The 16,680-nt window shown below is 66.4% G+C and carries 17 protein-coding genes; 15 read left to right on the forward strand and 2 right to left on the reverse strand.

The window, feature by feature from the left end; translation table 11 throughout:
- Positions 1–306: 306 nt before the first annotated feature.
- From QZZ29_RS01045 to purM, 11 genes are all read left to right on the forward strand, one after another.
- Positions 307–801, forward strand: coding sequence for a MarR family transcriptional regulator (locus QZZ29_RS01045; RefSeq protein ID WP_291380713.1), 495 nt, complete (start codon positions 307–309; stop codon positions 799–801).
- Positions 798–2,495 (forward strand): MDR family MFS transporter, encoded by a 1,698-nt coding sequence (locus QZZ29_RS01050; protein ID WP_291380714.1) that lies wholly within the window; start codon positions 798–800, stop codon positions 2,493–2,495. Before QZZ29_RS01045 ends, QZZ29_RS01050 begins: the two co-directional genes overlap by 4 nt.
- Positions 2,496–2,969: 474 nt before the next feature.
- Positions 2,970–3,401 (forward strand): hypothetical protein, encoded by a 432-nt coding sequence (locus QZZ29_RS01055; RefSeq protein WP_291380715.1) that lies wholly within the window; start codon positions 2,970–2,972, stop codon positions 3,399–3,401.
- A 96-nt stretch (positions 3,402–3,497) separates the two neighbouring features.
- Positions 3,498–5,846, forward strand: coding sequence for a phosphoribosylformylglycinamidine synthase subunit PurL (gene purL / locus QZZ29_RS01060; RefSeq protein ID WP_291380717.1), 2,349 nt, complete (start codon positions 3,498–3,500; stop codon positions 5,844–5,846).
- 53 nt (positions 5,847–5,899) lie between these two features.
- The gene (locus QZZ29_RS01065) at positions 5,900–6,256 is read left to right on the forward strand and encodes a sterol carrier family protein (RefSeq protein WP_291380719.1); all 357 of its coding nucleotides are present in this window, start codon (positions 5,900–5,902) and stop codon (positions 6,254–6,256) included.
- Positions 6,257–6,792: 536 nt separating this feature from the next.
- Positions 6,793–8,064, forward strand: coding sequence for an ABC transporter substrate-binding protein (locus QZZ29_RS01070; RefSeq protein WP_366478796.1), 1,272 nt, complete (start codon positions 6,793–6,795; stop codon positions 8,062–8,064).
- An 85-nt stretch (positions 8,065–8,149) separates the two neighbouring features.
- Positions 8,150–9,223 carry a sugar ABC transporter permease gene (locus QZZ29_RS01075; RefSeq protein WP_291380722.1) on the forward strand — a complete coding sequence of 358 codons (1,074 nt, stop codon included), beginning with the start codon at positions 8,150–8,152 and terminating at the stop codon, positions 9,221–9,223.
- Complete coding sequence (locus QZZ29_RS01080) at positions 9,223–10,164, forward strand: carbohydrate ABC transporter permease (protein WP_291380724.1); 942 nt, start codon at positions 9,223–9,225, stop codon at positions 10,162–10,164. Before QZZ29_RS01075 ends, QZZ29_RS01080 begins: the two co-directional genes overlap by 1 nt.
- Positions 10,165–10,223: 59 nt before the next feature.
- A complete protein-coding gene (locus QZZ29_RS01085) occupies positions 10,224–10,583 on the forward strand; it encodes a hypothetical protein (protein WP_291380725.1) in 360 nt (119 codons plus the stop codon).
- On the forward strand, positions 10,570–12,045 hold the full coding sequence (purF, locus tag QZZ29_RS01090) for an amidophosphoribosyltransferase (RefSeq protein ID WP_291380726.1): 1,476 nt from the start codon (positions 10,570–10,572) through the stop codon (positions 12,043–12,045). The genes QZZ29_RS01085 and purF overlap by 14 nt, the downstream gene beginning before the upstream one ends.
- Positions 12,042–13,148 carry a phosphoribosylformylglycinamidine cyclo-ligase gene (purM, locus tag QZZ29_RS01095; protein WP_291380727.1) on the forward strand — a complete coding sequence of 369 codons (1,107 nt, stop codon included), beginning with the start codon at positions 12,042–12,044 and terminating at the stop codon, positions 13,146–13,148. The genes purF and purM overlap by 4 nt, the downstream gene beginning before the upstream one ends.
- 48 nt (positions 13,149–13,196) lie before the next feature.
- Here purM and QZZ29_RS01100 read toward each other — a convergent pair whose 3' ends face one another.
- Complete coding sequence (locus QZZ29_RS01100; protein ID WP_291380728.1) at positions 13,197–13,370, reverse strand: DUF3073 family protein; 174 nt, start codon at positions 13,368–13,370, stop codon at positions 13,197–13,199.
- Positions 13,371–13,591: 221 nt separating this feature from the next.
- On the opposite strand from QZZ29_RS01100, the gene QZZ29_RS01105 reads away from it, so the two are divergent.
- From QZZ29_RS01105 to QZZ29_RS01115, 3 genes are all read left to right on the forward strand, one after another.
- Positions 13,592–13,798, forward strand: a complete 207-nt coding sequence (locus QZZ29_RS01105; RefSeq protein ID WP_291380734.1) for a BldC family transcriptional regulator — start codon at positions 13,592–13,594, stop codon at positions 13,796–13,798.
- Positions 13,799–13,949: 151 nt separating this feature from the next.
- Positions 13,950–14,558: a methylated-DNA--[protein]-cysteine S-methyltransferase gene (locus QZZ29_RS01110; protein WP_291380729.1), complete on the forward strand. Its 609-nt coding sequence runs from the start codon at positions 13,950–13,952 to the stop codon at positions 14,556–14,558.
- The gene (locus QZZ29_RS01115; RefSeq protein ID WP_291380730.1) at positions 14,555–15,520 is read left to right on the forward strand and encodes an EamA family transporter; all 966 of its coding nucleotides are present in this window, start codon (positions 14,555–14,557) and stop codon (positions 15,518–15,520) included. The genes QZZ29_RS01110 and QZZ29_RS01115 overlap by 4 nt, the downstream gene beginning before the upstream one ends.
- Here QZZ29_RS01115 and QZZ29_RS01120 read toward each other — a convergent pair.
- Entirely contained in the window at positions 15,517–15,900 is a 384-nt protein-coding gene (locus QZZ29_RS01120) for a phage holin family protein (protein WP_291380731.1), read from the reverse strand. The two genes, QZZ29_RS01115 and QZZ29_RS01120, sit on opposite strands and share 4 nt — an antisense overlap.
- A gap of 143 nt (positions 15,901–16,043) precedes the next feature.
- Here QZZ29_RS01120 and QZZ29_RS01125 point away from each other — a divergent pair.
- A partial coding sequence (locus tag QZZ29_RS01125) for a glycerate kinase (protein ID WP_291380732.1) occupies positions 16,044–16,680 on the forward strand: 637 nt, incomplete at its 3' end.

Here is a 16,680-nt window from a genome sequence, read left to right on the forward strand (position 1 = left end):
GTGCGATGGCTCGACTTGCCGTCAGCGGGCCGCTCGCTGGCGTCGACGTCGCAGCGGCACTGCCAGACTCGATGCGTCTCTGGGCTCATCAGGTCCGGGTGTTCAGACCGCGCCTCCGTGAGCATCCGCGACGCGCGCTCGCGCATCTCTGGCGTGTATCGAGTCACGGGTTCCATCCTTCCTGAAAAGTCGGAACAAAGCCCGGCCGAATCACGTCACGTTGTTCGCGAAACCTTGACTCCACGGCCCAGCCCGCGAAGCAACGCGAGGTGAAACTCGAGTACCTTGACCGGTTATAGTTGGCATATGCATGTATTAGATGCGAGGGGCGATCTCGTCGAGGTGGAGCGCATTGAGCAGGAATTGACGCTGCTGGTGCGGCGCGCCCAGAAAGTGCACCTCCGCGGTGTTCCCGCCAAGCACGTGGTGGAACGGGCGACCTATGGGATTCTTGCGTGTCTGCACGACGACGGTCCGTTGCGAGCCAGCGCACTTGCGGCGCACTTTCATCTGGACGCCTCCACGATTAGCCGTCAGGTCACGTCTCTTGAGCAGGCTGGCCTGGTCACGCGGGAACCCGATCCCGAGGACGGGCGGGCCTGTCAGGTGCGGCTTACCGAGCACGGCCAGAGGGTGCTGGTCACGACGCGGGCGGAACGGCGTGGAGTCGTTCGCGAACTCCTGCAGTCATGGTCGCCGACGGATGTGGCGGACCTCGCGTCTCTGCTGACGGCCTTCAACACAGGCCTCGACGACCTTCTAAGTCCCCATCCCCATTCGACAGAAATGAGCCATCCATGAGTTTGCCCCCATCCCGTGGAGTCGATCAGCCCGAGGCGTCCACCGAACAGGTGATGCCCAACCTGACGCACCGCCAGATCCTCACCGTCCTGGTGGGGCTGATGTTGGGCATGTTGGTCGCCGCCTTGTCTCAGACCATTGTCGCCACGGCGCTACCCACCATCGTCGGCGAGCTCGGCGGCCAAGACCAGCTGGCCTGGATTGTTTCGGCCACGCTGCTGACCTCAACCGCCTCCACACCGATCTGGGGCAAGCTGTCGGACCTCTACGGTCGCAAGATCATGTTCCAGCTCGCGATCGGCATCTTTCTGGTGTCTTCGCTTGCCTCCGGGTTTGCCCAGAACATGGGGCAACTCGTCGCATTCCGGGCCGTGATGGGAATTGGCGTGGGTGGGCTCATGGCACTGTCCCAGGCGATTATCGGCGATGTCGTGAGTCCCCGCGAACGCGGCCGCTACCAGGGCTACATCGGCTCAGTCTTCGGCCTGGCCACTGTCGCCGGGCCGCTGCTCGGAGGCTTCCTGGTGGAGCACCTTTCGTGGCGATGGACCTTCTGGGTCGGAATCCCCATCGGCATCGTGGCCCTGATCGTGACCGAACGTGTGCTGAAGCTGCCGTTCCCGCGCCGCCAGCACTCCATCGACTGGCTGGGAGCGTTCTTCATCGTCGCCGGCATCAGCGCCCTCCTGCTGATGCTCTCGCTCGGCGGCAAGGAGTTCGCTTGGAACTCGGCCTGGACCTACGGGTTGACCGCCGCAGCGCTGATCATGCTCGCGCTCACGATCTGGCAGGAACGCCGGGCATCGGAACCGATCATGCCTCCGCGGCTGTTCGCCAACCACACGTTCATCATCACGAGCATGGCCGGCTTCGTGGTCGGGATCGCCATGTTCGGCGCCATCATCTTCCTGCCGCAGTACCTGCAGATCGTCAAGGGCGAGTCACCCACCGCCTCCGGTCTGCTCACCCTTCCCATGATGGTCGGCCTACTGATCACCTCGATCGGATCGGGGCGACTCATCACTCGCACCGGGCGGTACAAGATCTTCCCGGTGGTGGGCTTGCTGGTCGCAGCCGGTGGGCTGGCACTGATGAGCCGACTGGCGGTGGACACCCCGCTCTGGCTCGCAGGAGTGTTCATGTTCGTCACCGGCGCCGGCATCGGGATGGTGATGCAGGTCCTCGTACTAGCCACCCAGAATGCGGTGCCTCATGCTGATCTTGGCGTGGCCACCTCCGGAGCAACGTTCTTCCGCTCCCTCGGCGGCGCGATGGGAGTGGCAGTCTTCGGCGCGCTGCTCACCCATCGGCTCCGCGACACCATCCCAGCACAACTGAAGGCAGCCGGGGTCTCCCCCGGCCAGATGCCCGGCGGATCCTCCTCCTTGGGCAGCCCCGACCAGATCGCCGCACTGCCCGAGCCCGTCCATCTCGCGGTCACGACCGGGTTCGCCGAGGCGCTGCAGACCACGTTCCTCGCCGCCGTCCCCTTCGCGCTGGTCGGGTTCATCATCCTGCTCTTCCTTCGCGAATCCCCGCTACGACAAGGCCAGCATCACACCTCGGGGGAAGACATGGCCGCGGCGTTCGAGACCTCGGTCGACCCCGACGCCCATTTCACCGATGACGAAGACGACAACGAGCCCAGCCCGGTGTCGGGCCCGCCACAAGATAAGGCACACCGCCGTCGATAGGCCGACGACGGCGAGCGGTGAGCCCGGCCCGGCTGCGCGTCGCCCGGGTGCCTGTGGTCCCTCGGCTCCGAGGTTGCGTAGCGCCTCGCCTGACTGCGCGCACCGGCTTGGCGCGCCCCGCTAGGCACAACGCTTTGCGACAACGGGGATCCTCACACGCGCGGTGGGCACCGTCACGCCCCAATCTGTGGTGACGCTCCCGGCCCTGCGTCCCCAACGCTCCTGCTTCACCCGCGCGTGGGTTCGGCCTGGGCAAACTCATCCGGGTAGAACGCGTCGACACGACTGTTCTGTGTGGCGAGGTAAATGCGGGGAAGCATCGCACCACGTCGGCGCCGATGCCGGGGGCAGAACGGGCGGATCGGCCATGGCGGTGCGGGTCTTTCCGGTGTGGGATTGGCGACATGAACTGGACGCCGAGTGCGACCGGGGGGTTAATGGAAGTGGACGATTCGGTTTAACAGGGGTAATGGGATGACCACTCGGGGCATGGGCAACATCGACACCGCCGCGTTGCAGACGCTCACACACCGCCTTCGTGATGGCGCGTCCGAGTACGCGCCCAGCGAAGCCGACGAAGCCCAAGGTCTCCCCGGGCGCTCGCCGGGTGAGGCCCTCGCACGTGGTCCGCGTGTGCCGGTCGGACCGCGCGCGGTCCTGCTGGACTGCGGGACCTCCCGAGTGGCGGGCTACACCCACGTGCTCCTCATCGCGCCTTCGGCCGAACTGCTTCTTGGCGCGTCGGCGGTCAGCCAGTTGGGTGTCATCCTGGGCCGCGTCGTCGGCGTCGAGTCGTACGGCTGGGAAGGCAACGAACTTCTTCACGTTCGAGCGCCCGGCCTCGAGTGGGAGGACCTGCTGCGCGAGGCGCAAGACGCGCTCGCCGACTACCTCGCGTCCCAGTAAATCGGGAGCCATACGTCGACTGAGGGCCGCGTTGCGACGCGCGCGCCGGTAGGCTGAACCCCAGCCGCCGACCCCCCGAAAACAGTAGGGACCCGCATGACCGACGCGCCCGCCGCCAGGCCCGCCCACGCCAATCAACCCGACGCACGTTCGACGGGTTCGCACCTTGACACCGTCGCGCACGCGCACGCGACCGCCGACCAGGACATGCCGTACGCCGCCCTGGGCCTCAAGGCCGATGAGTACCAGCAGATCGTGGGCCTCTTGGACCGCCGCCCCACTGCCGCGGAACTCGCGATGTACTCCGTCATGTGGTCGGAACACTGTTCTTACAAGTCCTCCAAGGTGCACCTGCGCCAGTTCGGCGACAAGACCACCGATCAGATGAAGAAGCACCTCATGGTGGGCATCGGCGAGAACGCGGGAGTGGTGGACATCGGCGATGGCTGGGCCGTGACCTTCAAGGTCGAGTCCCACAACCACCCGTCCTATGTGGAGCCCTACCAGGGTGCGGCGACCGGCGTGGGCGGCATCGTGCGGGACATCCTGGCGATGGGCGCGCGCCCGGTCGCAGTCATGGACGAGCTGCGCTTTGGCGCGATCGACCACCCCGACACGGCCCGCGTGGTGCACGGAGTGGTCGCGGGCGTGGGCGGCTACGGCAACTCCCTGGGCCTGCCGAACATCGGCGGCGGCTGTTCCTTTGACCCCTCCTTCCAGGGCAACCCTCTGGTCAACGCGCTGTGCGTGGGCGTCATGAAGCACGAGGACATTCACCTGGCAAGTGCCGAGGGCGTGGGCAACAAGGTGGTCCTGTTTGGCGCGCGCACCGGCGGTGACGGCATCGGCGGGGCATCGATCCTCGCCAGCGAGACCTTTGAGGACGGCGTGCCAGCTAAGCGCCCCTCCGTCCAGGTGGGCGACCCCTTCATGGAGAAAGTGCTCATCGAGTGCTGCCTCGAGTTGTTTGCGGCCGATGTGGTGCAGGGCATTCAGGACCTGGGCGCGGCCGGGATTTCGTGTGCCACCTCCGAGCTCGCGTCCAACGGTTCCGGCGGCATGCATGTGTGGCTCGACGACGTCCTGCTACGCGACCCCACCCTCAACGCTGGCGAGATCCTGATGTCGGAATCCCAAGAGCGGATGATGGCGGTCGTCACTCCCGAGAAGCTCGACCAGTTCATGGCGATCACCGGCAAGTGGGAGATTGAGTCCTCCGTGGTGGGCGAGGTCAACGACTCCGGCCGCCTCACGATCGACCACCACGGCCAGCGCATCGTCGACGTGGACCCCCGCACCGTCGCCCACGAAGGCCCCACCTACCATCGCCCCTACGCGCGCCCCGCGTGGATGGACGGCCTCCAGGCCGATACGTCGTCGGCCCTCGCGCTTCCTGCAGACGGCGACGCCTTGAAGGCGACGACGCTGGCGCTGCTCGGCTCCCCGTCGCTCGCGAACCGCGCGTGGGTCACCAGCCAGTACGACCGGTACGTGCAGGGCAATACGGCCCAGGCCCGGCCCGACGAGGTGGGCGTGGTGCGCGTCGACGAGGTTACTGGTCGCGGCGTCGCCATCGCGACCCGCTCCAACGACCGCTACACCAAACTCGACCCGTACGCCGGTGCCGAGCAGGCCGTTGCCGCCGCGTACCGCGCCGTCGCGATCGCCGGCGCCGAGCCGCGCGCCGTCACTGATGGGCTGAACTTCGGCTCGCCCGAAGATCCCGACTCGATGTGGCAGTTCGCCGAGGCCGTGCGCGGCATCGCCGACGCGTGCCTCGAGTTGGGCGTGCCCGTCACCGGCGGGAACGTGTCGCTGTATAACGGCACGGGCGAGCCGGGCCGCATCGACTCGTCGATCAACCCCACGCCCATCGTCGGCATCCTGGGCGTCTTCGACGACGTCCGCCGCGCCACTCCCTCCGGTTGGCGGGAGGTGGGCCAGGCGCTGTACCTGGTGGGCGCCACGCGCGCCGAGCTCGACGGCTCCGCATTCGCCGGCCTGCACGGCCACCTGGGCGGGCTGCCGCCTGCCGTGGACTTCGCCGCCGAGAAGGTGCTGGCCGAGGTCATGGTCTCTGCATCACGCGATGGACTTGCCGATGCTGCCCGCGAGGTGACCGAGGGCGGCCTCGCCGCGGCCGTCGCGGCGGGCGCGCTGCGCTACGGAGTGGGCGCGCGCATCGTGCTGGACGAGATTGTCACTCGCGACTCAGTCAGTCCCGCGCAGGCGTGGCTGAGCGAGTCTCAGGGCCGCATCCTGGTGGCGATCCCGCGCACGGAGGAACCCCGCTGGGTCGCGATGCTCGAGGCGCGCCGCGTGCCGTTCGCGCGCATCGGCGTCACCCAGGACGAGCCGGTCATCGAGGTGCAGGGACAGTTCACGCTACCCCTTGCCGAGTTGCGTGAGGCCTGGGACGGCCCGCTGCCCGCCCACTTCGCTTGAGTCTCGCGCCGCCGCTCGACCCCACGACTGCTCCGCCGTGTCACCCTGGTGCCATGCCTCGTCGCACTGACAGCGCCATTGGGCGCGCCGCCGTCGAGCGCGCCTCGGGGAAGGATCCAGACCGAGACACGCTGGGGACCGCCGTGCGGTACCTGCTTCAGGAGCTCGCAGACCGCGCGCCCGGGCGCAGCGTCGAGGTCCGGGTGCCTCCTTTTGGAGCGGTGCAGTGCATCGAGGGAACGTCGCATCGGCGCGGAACGCCGCCGGCGGTGATTGAAATGGATGCGCAGACCTGGATTGCGCTGGGCATGGGCACCATGACGTGGGCCGATGCGATGACGCGGGGCCAGGCGCGGGCATCGGGTGAACGCGCGGATCTCTCCCCGTGGTTGCCCCTGATCGCTGACTAGCGCCGCTGGACGCGGCAGGGGTTCGATCGGCAAGCCTCCGCACGCCGCTGGCCCCGCAAGCACACTCGCATCGGCGGCGAGGTGCCAGGCGGGTTCGACGTCACCTGCGACTGCGGACCCGTCGCGGGCGTGCGGTGTCGCGCGCTCGCGTCGGAACTTTTCGGTGAAGCGGCGCAGCAATTTGGGTCGTCGTCCCGGGCGCGTGATAACGGTTGCAAAGTGATAACGAAAACGTTATCGACGACAACGAATGGGTCTCAAGTCGGTTCTGCGATTGCCGTGAGCCTAATCGTTTGCCTATGGTGGAAATGGTCGCGAGCGGTGGTCACTCCAAGGTGACCGTCGCGGCTACCCACCAGGCAGGTGAGGGAATGACCCTTCGCCGAATCCGGTGGGAGCACATGCACGACTCAACGGAGAGGAAAGCTACGCAAATGAAGCGAATCATGAAGGTTCAGCTTGCTGCCGTCGCTGTTTCTGGTCTCTTGCTAGCCGGTTGTTCGTCATCCACTGACACGCCGACCAGCTCGAGCGCCATGACAAGCAGTGACGGCGGTTCGATGCCCGCAGGATGCGAGGACTACGAGGCCTACGGAGTGCACGAAGGCGGCACGGTCGAGCTCTACGGCACCATTACGGGCGTCGAGGCAGAAAACCTGCAGGCGACGTTCGACGATTTCACCAACTGCACGGGTGTCGCCGTGACCTACAACGGTGATGACCAGTTCGAGACCCAGATCAACATTCGCGTCGACGGCGGCAACCCGCCCGACCTCGGCATCTTCCCGCAGCCTGGCCTGCTCCAGCGCGTGGTGGGCACCGGCGCCATCGTTCCGGCTCCCGCGTCGGTTTCCGACAACGTGGACAAGTGGTGGTCTGCTGACTGGAAGAACTACGGAACCGTCGGTTCCACGTTCTACGCGGCACCGCTGATGGCGTCCGTCAAGGGCTACATCTGGTACTCGCCCAGCGACTTCGCCGCCAACGCCTACGAGGTTCCGACCACGTGGGCCGAGATGATGGACCTCACGGCGACGATGGCTGCCAACGGCGGCACCGGCCCCAACTACAAGCCGTGGTGCATTGGCTTCGAGTCCGGCACCGCGACCGGCTGGGCTGGCACCGACTGGCTCGAAGACATCGTGTTGCGTCAGCAGGGCGCGGACGCCTACGACCAGTGGGTGGCCGGCGACCTCGACTTCACGTCACCAGAGATCAAGGAGGCGTTCGAGACCTTTGGCGCAATCGCGCTGAACCCCGACTACGTCAACGGTGGCCTTGGTGACTCGGCGTCCATCGTCGCGACCTCCTTCCAAGAGGGCGGCCTGCCGATCCTCGATGGCAGTTGCTCGCTCCACCACCAGGCATCGTTCTACGAGAGCCAGTGGCCGGAGGGCACCAACGTCGCACCTGACGGTGATGTCTGGGCATTCCTGACGCCCCCGATGGCCGTGGGCGACCCCGCTGCCGTCACCGGTGGCGGCGAGTTTGTGGGCGCGTTCAACGACAACGACGCAACCGTCGCGGTTCAGACCTACATGGCCTCGGACACCTGGGCCAACAACCGCGTCTCGCTTGGTGGTGTGATCTCGGCCAACAAGGGCCTGGACCCCAACAACGCCTCCAGCCCGGTGGGCAAGGCATCGGTTGAGATCCTGCAGGGAGAGGACACCGTGTTCCGTTTCGACGCTTCGGACCTCATGCCTGCTGAAGTGGGTGCCTCGGCATTCTGGACCAGCATGAACGACTACGTCACGGGAACCCCCCTTGACACCGTTCTGTCGGACATTGAGAACGCTTGGCCGTAAGGGTTAAGAGTCCATAGCTGGCTGGGCCTCGCGCATTGTCGCGGGGCCCAGCCGGTGCGTGCCAACGAGGTGAAAGGAGTCGACGATGATGTCGACTGAGGTGCCCTTGTCTTTGATCCGGGGGTTGCCCATGGCAGGACTTGATGGAGAGTTCTGGTCAACGCAGGGCAGCAATGTCTTACTCGCCCTCGTCGCGATCGTGGTATTTCTCGTGGTGGTGGCGCTCGTCATGTACGGCGCCGACATGGTTCGCGGCGTGGTCCGCGACAAGGTTCAGCTGGTGGTCCTCATCTCGCCAGTGCTTTTTCTTCTTGCAGTCGGCCTGATCTATCCGGCGCTTAGCACCGTCTGGTTGTCCTTCAACGATGTGGTCAAGGTCCCGGACCCGGTGACCGGCATTTACACCACGGTGACGCAGTTTGTGGGTCTCGACAACTACCAGTTCGCGTTCACCGACCCGACGACGTTGCGCTCCGTCATCAACACCATGGTGTGGATGGTCCTGGTACCAGCGCTGTCGACCGGCATCGGACTGGCCTATGCGGTGTTCATTGACCGAGCCAAAGGTGAGAGGGTCCTCAAGTCCTTGGTTTTCATGCCGATGGCCATCTCCTTCGTGGGTGCCTCGGTGATCTGGGGCTCGATCATGTACGACTACAACCAGGTCGGAACCCAGACGGGCATGCTCAACGCCGCGCTGACCCAGTTCGGGTTTCCTGCGGTCAACTTCCTGACGGAACAGCCGTGGAACACGGTCTTCCTGATCTTGATTTTGGTGTGGATCCAAACCGGTTTCGCCATGGTGATTATCTCTGCGGCCATCAAGGGTGTTCCGATCGAGATGAATGAGGCGGCGTCTCTCGACGGCGCCAACGCGTGGCAACGCTTCTGGTCGATCACGGTGCCGTCGATTCGCGCCACGCTGGTGGTGGTTCTCACGACCATTACGATCGCCTCGCTCAAGGTCTACGACATCGTCCGGACGCTCACGCAGGGTCGTGACGGTACGGACATTGTCGCCAACAAGATGTACGTGCTGAGCTTCGTGGAGGGCCGCGAGCCTTTGGGCGCTTCACTGGCCGTCATCCTGTTTATCTTTGTCATCCCGATCGTCATCTACAACGTGCGGTCGCTCAACAAGGTGAAGGAGACTCGCTGATGAGTGTCACGATGCCTCCCGCTGGTCCTGAGGTCACCCCTGACGCGGCGCCGACTCGCAAGAAGACGCGGGCCGGTCAAGCAAAGGAGAACCTCACATCGCCGTGGGCGACTGCGGCCGCAATCATCATCGCCATGCTGTGGACAATTCCCACGGTGGCGCTGTTCATGACGGCCTTGATCCCTGGGGACAGATACCGCGTCGACGCGTGGTGGACGGTCGCCGCCGACGGCGGTCTGACCTTCTCCAACTTCAGCTACGTGTTGTTCAATTCGTTCGGGGACAACTCGACCGCACCGCCGCTGCTCGGCAACGTGATCAACTCGATCGTGGTGACCGTACCGTCGGTCGTCTTCCCCCTCGTGTTCGGCCTCATGGCGGCGTATGCGATCGCGTGGATCCCCTTCAAGGGCTCGAACTTCCTGTTCGTGTCGATCTTCGCGTTGCAGGTGGTGCCGTTGCAGTTGGCCCTCATCCCGCTGCTCAAGATCCTCGGCCCGAATAACCTCAACATCGCCGGGCAATTCCCTGGCGTCTGGATAGCGCACACGATCTTCGCGATGCCGCTTGCCGTGTTCCTGTTACACAACTTTGTGTCGCAGATACCCAGCGACATTCTCGAGGCCGCACGCGTGGATGGAGCCAGTCACACTCAGACGTTCTTCCGGATCATTATTCCTTTGTCGCTGCCTGCGGTGGCGTCATTGGCGATCTTCCAGTTCCTGTGGGTGTGGAACGACCTGCTGGTGTCTTCGGTATTCGGTGGTAGAAGCACCTTCCCGCTCACGTACCCGATCTCGAACCTGGCCGGTCAATACGGCCAATGGGCGTATCTGGTCCCGCCCGCTGCATTCATCTCGATGATCATCCCGCTGATCGTGTTCTTCTCGCTTCAGCGGTACTTCGTGCGCGGCCTGCTGGCCGGCTCGACTAAGGGCTGATGGCACCGCCCGCGCCGGTCTCGCACCGGCGCGGGCGTGTCAGCGCCTAGACTCGTCCCGTGACCGACGGTACTGAGCCCACCCCGGACAACGTGCGCGACAGCGCCATTCCGGCAACCTATCGGCGAGCGCCCCGGACGGAGCGCTTCATCCTGACGGGCGCTGGCATCGGCCTGCTCGTGGGGCTTGTCCTGGGAGCCATCCTTCCCGCCGGCACCGGCGTCGGCAGAGCCGTGGGGATGCTGCTCGTCGGCCTCGCGGGAGCGCTCGCGGGGGGCCTCATCACGGGCGCGCAGGCCGCGATCATCGAATACGTTTCTGGGCGTTCGGCAGACCGCCAGCGCGCGGCGATCGAGGCCGAGACGATGACCAGCCTTGAGCCACACGACGATGAATGGACGGCCGATGGCCCGCGGTGACGGACGGCTCAATCATGACCTGATGCCCGGCGAGAAGGGCCCTCAGGACGCGTGCGGCGTGTTCGGGGTGTACGCGCCGGGCGAAGAGGTCGCCAAGCTCACGTACTTCGGCCTCTACGCGCTACAGCACCGCGGTCAGGAGTCCGCGGGCATCGCCACGTCCGACGGCCACAAGATCCTTGTCTTCAAGGACATGGGTCTGGTCTCCCAGGTGTTTGATGAAGGCGCGCTGGAGGCACTCCAGGGCCACATTGCGGTGGGCCACGCGCGCTACTCCACCACCGGCGCCTCGACGTGGGCGAACGCCCAGCCGACGTTGGGCCCCACCGCCCACGGCACAGTGGCGTTGGGCCACAACGGCAACCTGACGAACACCCAAGAGCTCATCGACCTGCTGATCAGCCGGGAGGGCATGGCCAAGCGGCTGGATCTCAAGGGCGGCAAGTGCACCGACACGGCCATCGTGACCGCGCTGTTGGGGTACGACGCGCAGGACACGCTCGCCGAGACCGCCTTGGAACTGCTGCCGTACTTGCGCGGCGCATACTCCTTTGTCTTCATGGATGAGCACGCCCTGTACGCGGCGCGTGACCCGCAAGGGGTTCGCCCCCTCGTGCTGGGCGAGTTGCCCTCCGGCGGCTGGGTGGTTGCATCCGAGACGGCGGCACTGGACATCGTCGGAGCACGACAGGTCCGCGAAGTCGAGCCGGGCGAGCTGCTCATCATCGACGACGAGGGAGTTCACTCCGAGCGATTCGCCGACGCCGACCCCAAGGGCTGCATCTTCGAATACGTCTACCTGGCCCGCCCCGACACCACGATCGCCGGTCGCTCGGTGCACGCAGCGCGTCTCGAGATGGGCCGGCAGCTGGCACGCGAGTTCCCCGTCGAAGCGGACCTGGTCATCCCGACCCCCGAATCGGGAACCCCCGCCGCGGTCGGCTACGCCCAGGCATCGGGCATCCCGTTCGGCCAGGGCCTCGTGAAGAACACGTATGTGGGCCGCACGTTTATCCAGCCCTCTCAAACCCTCCGCCAGCTGGGAATCCGCCTCAAACTCAACCCCTTGCGCGAGGTCATCGAGGGTAAGCGGCTGATCGTCGTGGACGACTCGATCGTGCGCGGAAACACCCAGCGGGCGATCGTCAAGATGCTTCGTGAAGCGGGCGCGGCGGAGGTCCACGTGCGGATCTCGTCGCCGCCCATTCAGTGGCCGTGCTTCTACGGAATCGACTTCCCCACGCGCGAAGAACTGGTCGCCGTGAGCAAGACGATGGACGACGTGCGCGATCAGATCGGCGCCGACTCCCTGGGCCACATCTCGCTCGAGGGCATGCTTGAGGCGACGAAAGTCGCCGAGTCCCGCTTGTGCACCGCCTGCTTCACCGGCAACTATCCGATCGCGCCGCCCGTGGACGCACGTCACCTGCTTCTTAGTCAGCCCGAGGGGGTCGCTACGTGAGCACCGACCCCATGACCTACGCCTCGGCTGGCGTCGACACGCGCGCGGGGGACCGCGCGGTGGAGTTGATGAAGGAGGCGGTGGGCAAGACGCACGGCCCCGAGGTGCTGGGGGGAGTCGGCGCGTTCGCGGGTCTCTTCGATGCTTCAGCGCTCAAGGAGTACCGCCGCCCGCTGCTCGCCTCCTCCACCGATGGCGTGGGCACCAAGATCGTCATCGCGCGCGCGATGGACATCCACGACACGATCGGCCAGGACCTGGTCGCCATGGTCGTGGATGACATCGTCGTGTGCGGCGCCAAGCCGCTCGTCATGACGGACTACATCGCGTGCGGAAAGGTGGTGCCGGAGCGCATCGCCGACATCGTGCGCGGCATCGCCGAGGGCTGCTTGATGGCGGGCACTGCGCTCGTGGGGGGCGAGACCGCCGAGCACCCGGGAGTGATGGCGCCCGACGACTACGACGTCGCAGGGGCCGCCATCGGCGTGGTCGAGGCCGACGCCCTGCTGGGCCCCGACAAGGTGGCCTCAGGGGACGTGGTGGTCGCCATGGCGTCGTCCGGGCTGCATTCGAACGGGTACTCGTTGGTCCGGTCCGTCATGGCGCATGCGGGCTGGACGCTCGACCGCCACGTGAGCGATCTGGGCCGCACCGTGGGCGAGGAGTTGTTGGAGCCCACGCGCATCTACGCCACGTTGTGTGTGAGTCTCGCGGCCACGGTGCCGGGCCTCCATGCCTTCTCCCACATCACCGGCGGGGGGCTTGCGGCGAACCTCGCACGCATCATTCCCGTGGGGCTCGCGGCCACCGTGGCGCGCGACGCGTGGCAACTTCCGGCGATCTTCGATGCGGTGGCCGGCGCGGGCAACGTTCCCATGCACGATCTCGAGTCGACCCTCAATATGGGCGTCGGCATGGTGGCCGTGGTGTCCGAGTCCGATGCCGACGCGGTGATGGCGGCTTCGACCGCGGCGGGCGTCCCGGCATGGGAACTGGGAAGGGTCACGGCGGACGATGGGCGCGCGGCGTCGGCGGATGTCGTGCGAGGAGCCAAGGGCGTCCAGGGCGGCGCCGTGTATCTCGGCGGCGCCTACCGCGTCTAGTGGGTGCGCCGACAACGTGAGCCGACTGCTGGCGCTACGGAATCGGGTCTAGTCGTCGTCGTCGGCCCGGCGGTCGGGACCGTCGTCCTCCGACTGTTGCGCAGGCACGCTGGAGTGACCAATGAGCTCTCGTTCCAACTCGCGCAGATCGCTGCTGTGGTCGGTGTACTTGAGCTGACGCGCTATCTTCGCGTCTTTTGCCTTTTGACGGCCGCGCCCCATGTTCGCCCGTCCCTTCTGACTACTGAGGACACGCAAAACTGCGGTCCTCCGCTTCGAGTCCTGCGGATACTCTACAACCTTCGTTCGACCACTCGCGAATCTCTGGACAAACCCGCCAAAATGGGAAATCTTTCCGGAACCGCGTCATAATCGTACGAGTCGGGAGTCTCATGGGGTACGAGGCCCGCAGGGCACCCGGCACTACTGAGGGAATGAAAATGATGGCTGATACTCTCCATGACCCGGAGAAGCTGCTCACGCCAAGTGAGGTTGCCGCAATCTTCCGCGTCGACCCCAAGACCGTGACCCGTTGGGCCAAGGTTGGCAAGCTTTCTTCGATCCGCACCCTGGGTGGTCACCGGCGCTTTCGCGAGCAAGAAGTACGTACCCTGCTCGCTGAGGCGCAGGATCAGGCCCACTCCGCTTAACATCCGCACACGAGCACGGCCCCCGTCCCGCAAGGATGGGGGCCGTTCCCACGCCCGCAGTGCACCAGCGGCCAGGTCCGCCGCCGAGCGGTGCCACCCGGAGCGCGCGTGGCCCCCAGTCGGGCTCTCATCTTGGCCGTAATCTTGGCTCATGACTGCAGCCCTGGCGCACGCGCGCTTCGAGACCCCCGTCGGCGATCTCAGCGTGTTCGCTGGCGAGGACGGCGTGGTGCGCGCCGCCGGCTTCCGTCCGGAGGCTCAGGTGGCGGCGCAGTTGCCCGCCGAGCTCCTCGATCACGGATGGTCGGCGGGTAGGGTGCCGCACGTGAGGGAGGCCGTCGAGGCGTGGCTGGATGGCGATGGGGACGCGATTGCCGCGGTTCCGGTAAGCCAAGAGGGTGGCCCCTTCTTTCAGCAAGTGTGGGAAGCCACCAGGTGCATCGTGCCCGGGCAGCCACAGTCCTACCAAGAGGTGGCCGCGGCGGCGGGCAGTCCGCGGGCGATGCGGGCGGCGGGCACGGCCTGCGGACACAACGCCATCGCGCTGTTCGTTCCGTGTCATCGCGTGATCGCTTCGGGTGGGAGGTTGGGGCAGTACGGCCCCGACGGCGTGGGAAGCAAGGCCGCGTTGCTCGCCTTCGAGGCGGGATGGGGTGACGCGGCGATGCTACGCGCCGGGCGCGAGGCTCGCCCGGACGATGTCGCGCCCGCGGTCGGCGTGGAGTGGACCGCCGCACGGCGCGCGGGAGGCAATCGATGAGCGGGGCCCCGGCCGCACACCACGCACCCTTGCGGATGTGGCTGCCATCGTTGATGGTGGCCGCGTTGGGATGGGGGTCGTCGTTCCTCTTCATCAAGATGGGCCTTGAGGCCTTCACGCCCGCGCAGGTCGGTTTCGGCCGCCTTTTGGTGGGGGCGGCGGTACTCGTAGCCATGGTGGCGTTCTCCCGACGCTGGCCACACTTCACGTGGAAGCAGGTGGGCGCCATTGCCGTGGTCGGCGTGGCTATGTCTGGCGTGCCGATGGTGCTGATCCCCATGGCAGAGCAAGAAATCACCTCGATCCTTGCCAGCCTGCTGAACGCGTCAACGCCGCTGTGGACCGCCCTGTTTGTCGCACTCCTCATTCCCGCGGAGCGGACCACCCGTGCCCAGTTGGTGGGCCTTCTCGTGGGTGCTGCCGGAATCGCCGTGCTGGTGGGCGCGTGGGACGTGCATGAGTTCTCGCTGCGAGGCACGGTGTTGATGTTGACCGCGACCGCGTTCTACGGCATCGGCGGCACGTTGTCACGAATGCTCCTGACGCGGGTGAGCACCGGCCCGGCGGCGCTGTCGATGGCGCAGATCGGGCTCTCAGCCGTCATGCTGGCGCCGGTGGCCGTGCTTTCGGGCGCGCCGGACGAAGGCGCGTTCTCGCCCACGGGGCCGGCACTGTGGGGCGTTCTCGCCCTCGGCGTGATCGGTACATCCTTCGCCTATGTCATGTTCTGGAAGGTCGTGAAACTCGCGGGCGCGACTGCGGCCACGTCGGTGACGTTCGTGGTGCCCGTGGTCGCCACCATCCTGGGCATTGCGGTGCTGGGCGAGACCCTTCAGTGGTACGAACCCATCGGCGCGCTCGTCGTGTTCGTCGGGGTGTGGCTCGCTGGCCGTACCCCACCGAAACCACCTCCGCCTCCTGCGGCAACCCCGCCCGGGGCGCCGTCCGTGGACGTGGCCTAACTGGCGAAGTAGCGGCGCAGGTTTTTGATCGCGCGCTCGGGCTTGAGATCCTTATTCTTGTTGATCTTCGCAGCGCCGATGGCGACCAGGAGTCCGCCGATGAGCAGCAGTGCGCCGCCCACCACGAGCGCCGCGAGCCAGGCGGGCCAGACTTCTGCCAGGCCCAGTACGGCGGCCACGAGGAACGTGCCCGTGGCGAAGAAGAGGAACGACGCGGCGCCAGCCACCAGGCCCACGCCGATGCCGATGCCCTTGGCCTTCTGCACCATCTCGGTCTTGGCGTCGTCGAGCTCGGTGCGCATGATCCCCACGGCCTGGCCAGCGACAGCCGCCACCAATGCGTTCACCAGGTACTTGCCAAAGCGGGCGGTGTTCATCATGCCTCCTAGAGATGTTGCCTCAAGTACATCGCTTATCGGGGCCTCTGCGCAAACGCATGAGGCCCTGTGAGCGGACCCGTCCCGCGAATCACGTGCGGTTCGGACGCGGGGCGCATTGGTGACAGATGTCCTAGACTCCGAAGATGAGAGTCGCGATCGCGCCGGACTCGTTCAAGGGGTCCCTCTCGGCCGACGCCGCCGCGCGGTCCATCGCGGCCGGGTGGCGCGCGGCTCGCCCCGGCGACGAACTCCTGCTCCTGCCGCAGGCCGACGGGGGCGAGGGCACGCTGGACGCGATCGAGGCATGCGTGGCGGGTGCGCGCCGACACGACGTCTTCCCGGTCGACGGTCCCGACGGCCGCCCCACGCGCGGCGAGTGGCTCATGCTTCCCGACGGCACTGCGGTGGTGGAACTGGCGCAGATGTGTGGCCTGCCGATGATGCGAAGCCTTGACCCCCTCGGGAGCTCGACGCGCGGGCTGGGGCAGACCATTGCGGCGGCCCTCGACGCGGGGGCGACGGCGCTCGTGATCACGCTTGGCGGGTCGGCCTCGACGGACGGGGGAGCGGGTGCGCTCGGGGCTCTGGGGTTGCAACTGCACGACGCCGTCGGGACGCCCGTGAAGCGGGGTGGGGGCGCGCTTGCGCTTCTCCACGGAGTCGATCGCTCCGCCCTGATGTCGCCGCCCCCTGGCGGCGTCACCGTGCTCACGGACGTGACGGCGCCGCTGCTCGGTCCCACTGGGGCAGCCGCCGTGTTTGGACCACAGAAGGGGGCAA

This window comes from Demequina sp., from assembly GCF_016278765.1.
Lineage (GTDB): Bacteria > Actinomycetota > Actinomycetes > Actinomycetales > Demequinaceae > Demequina.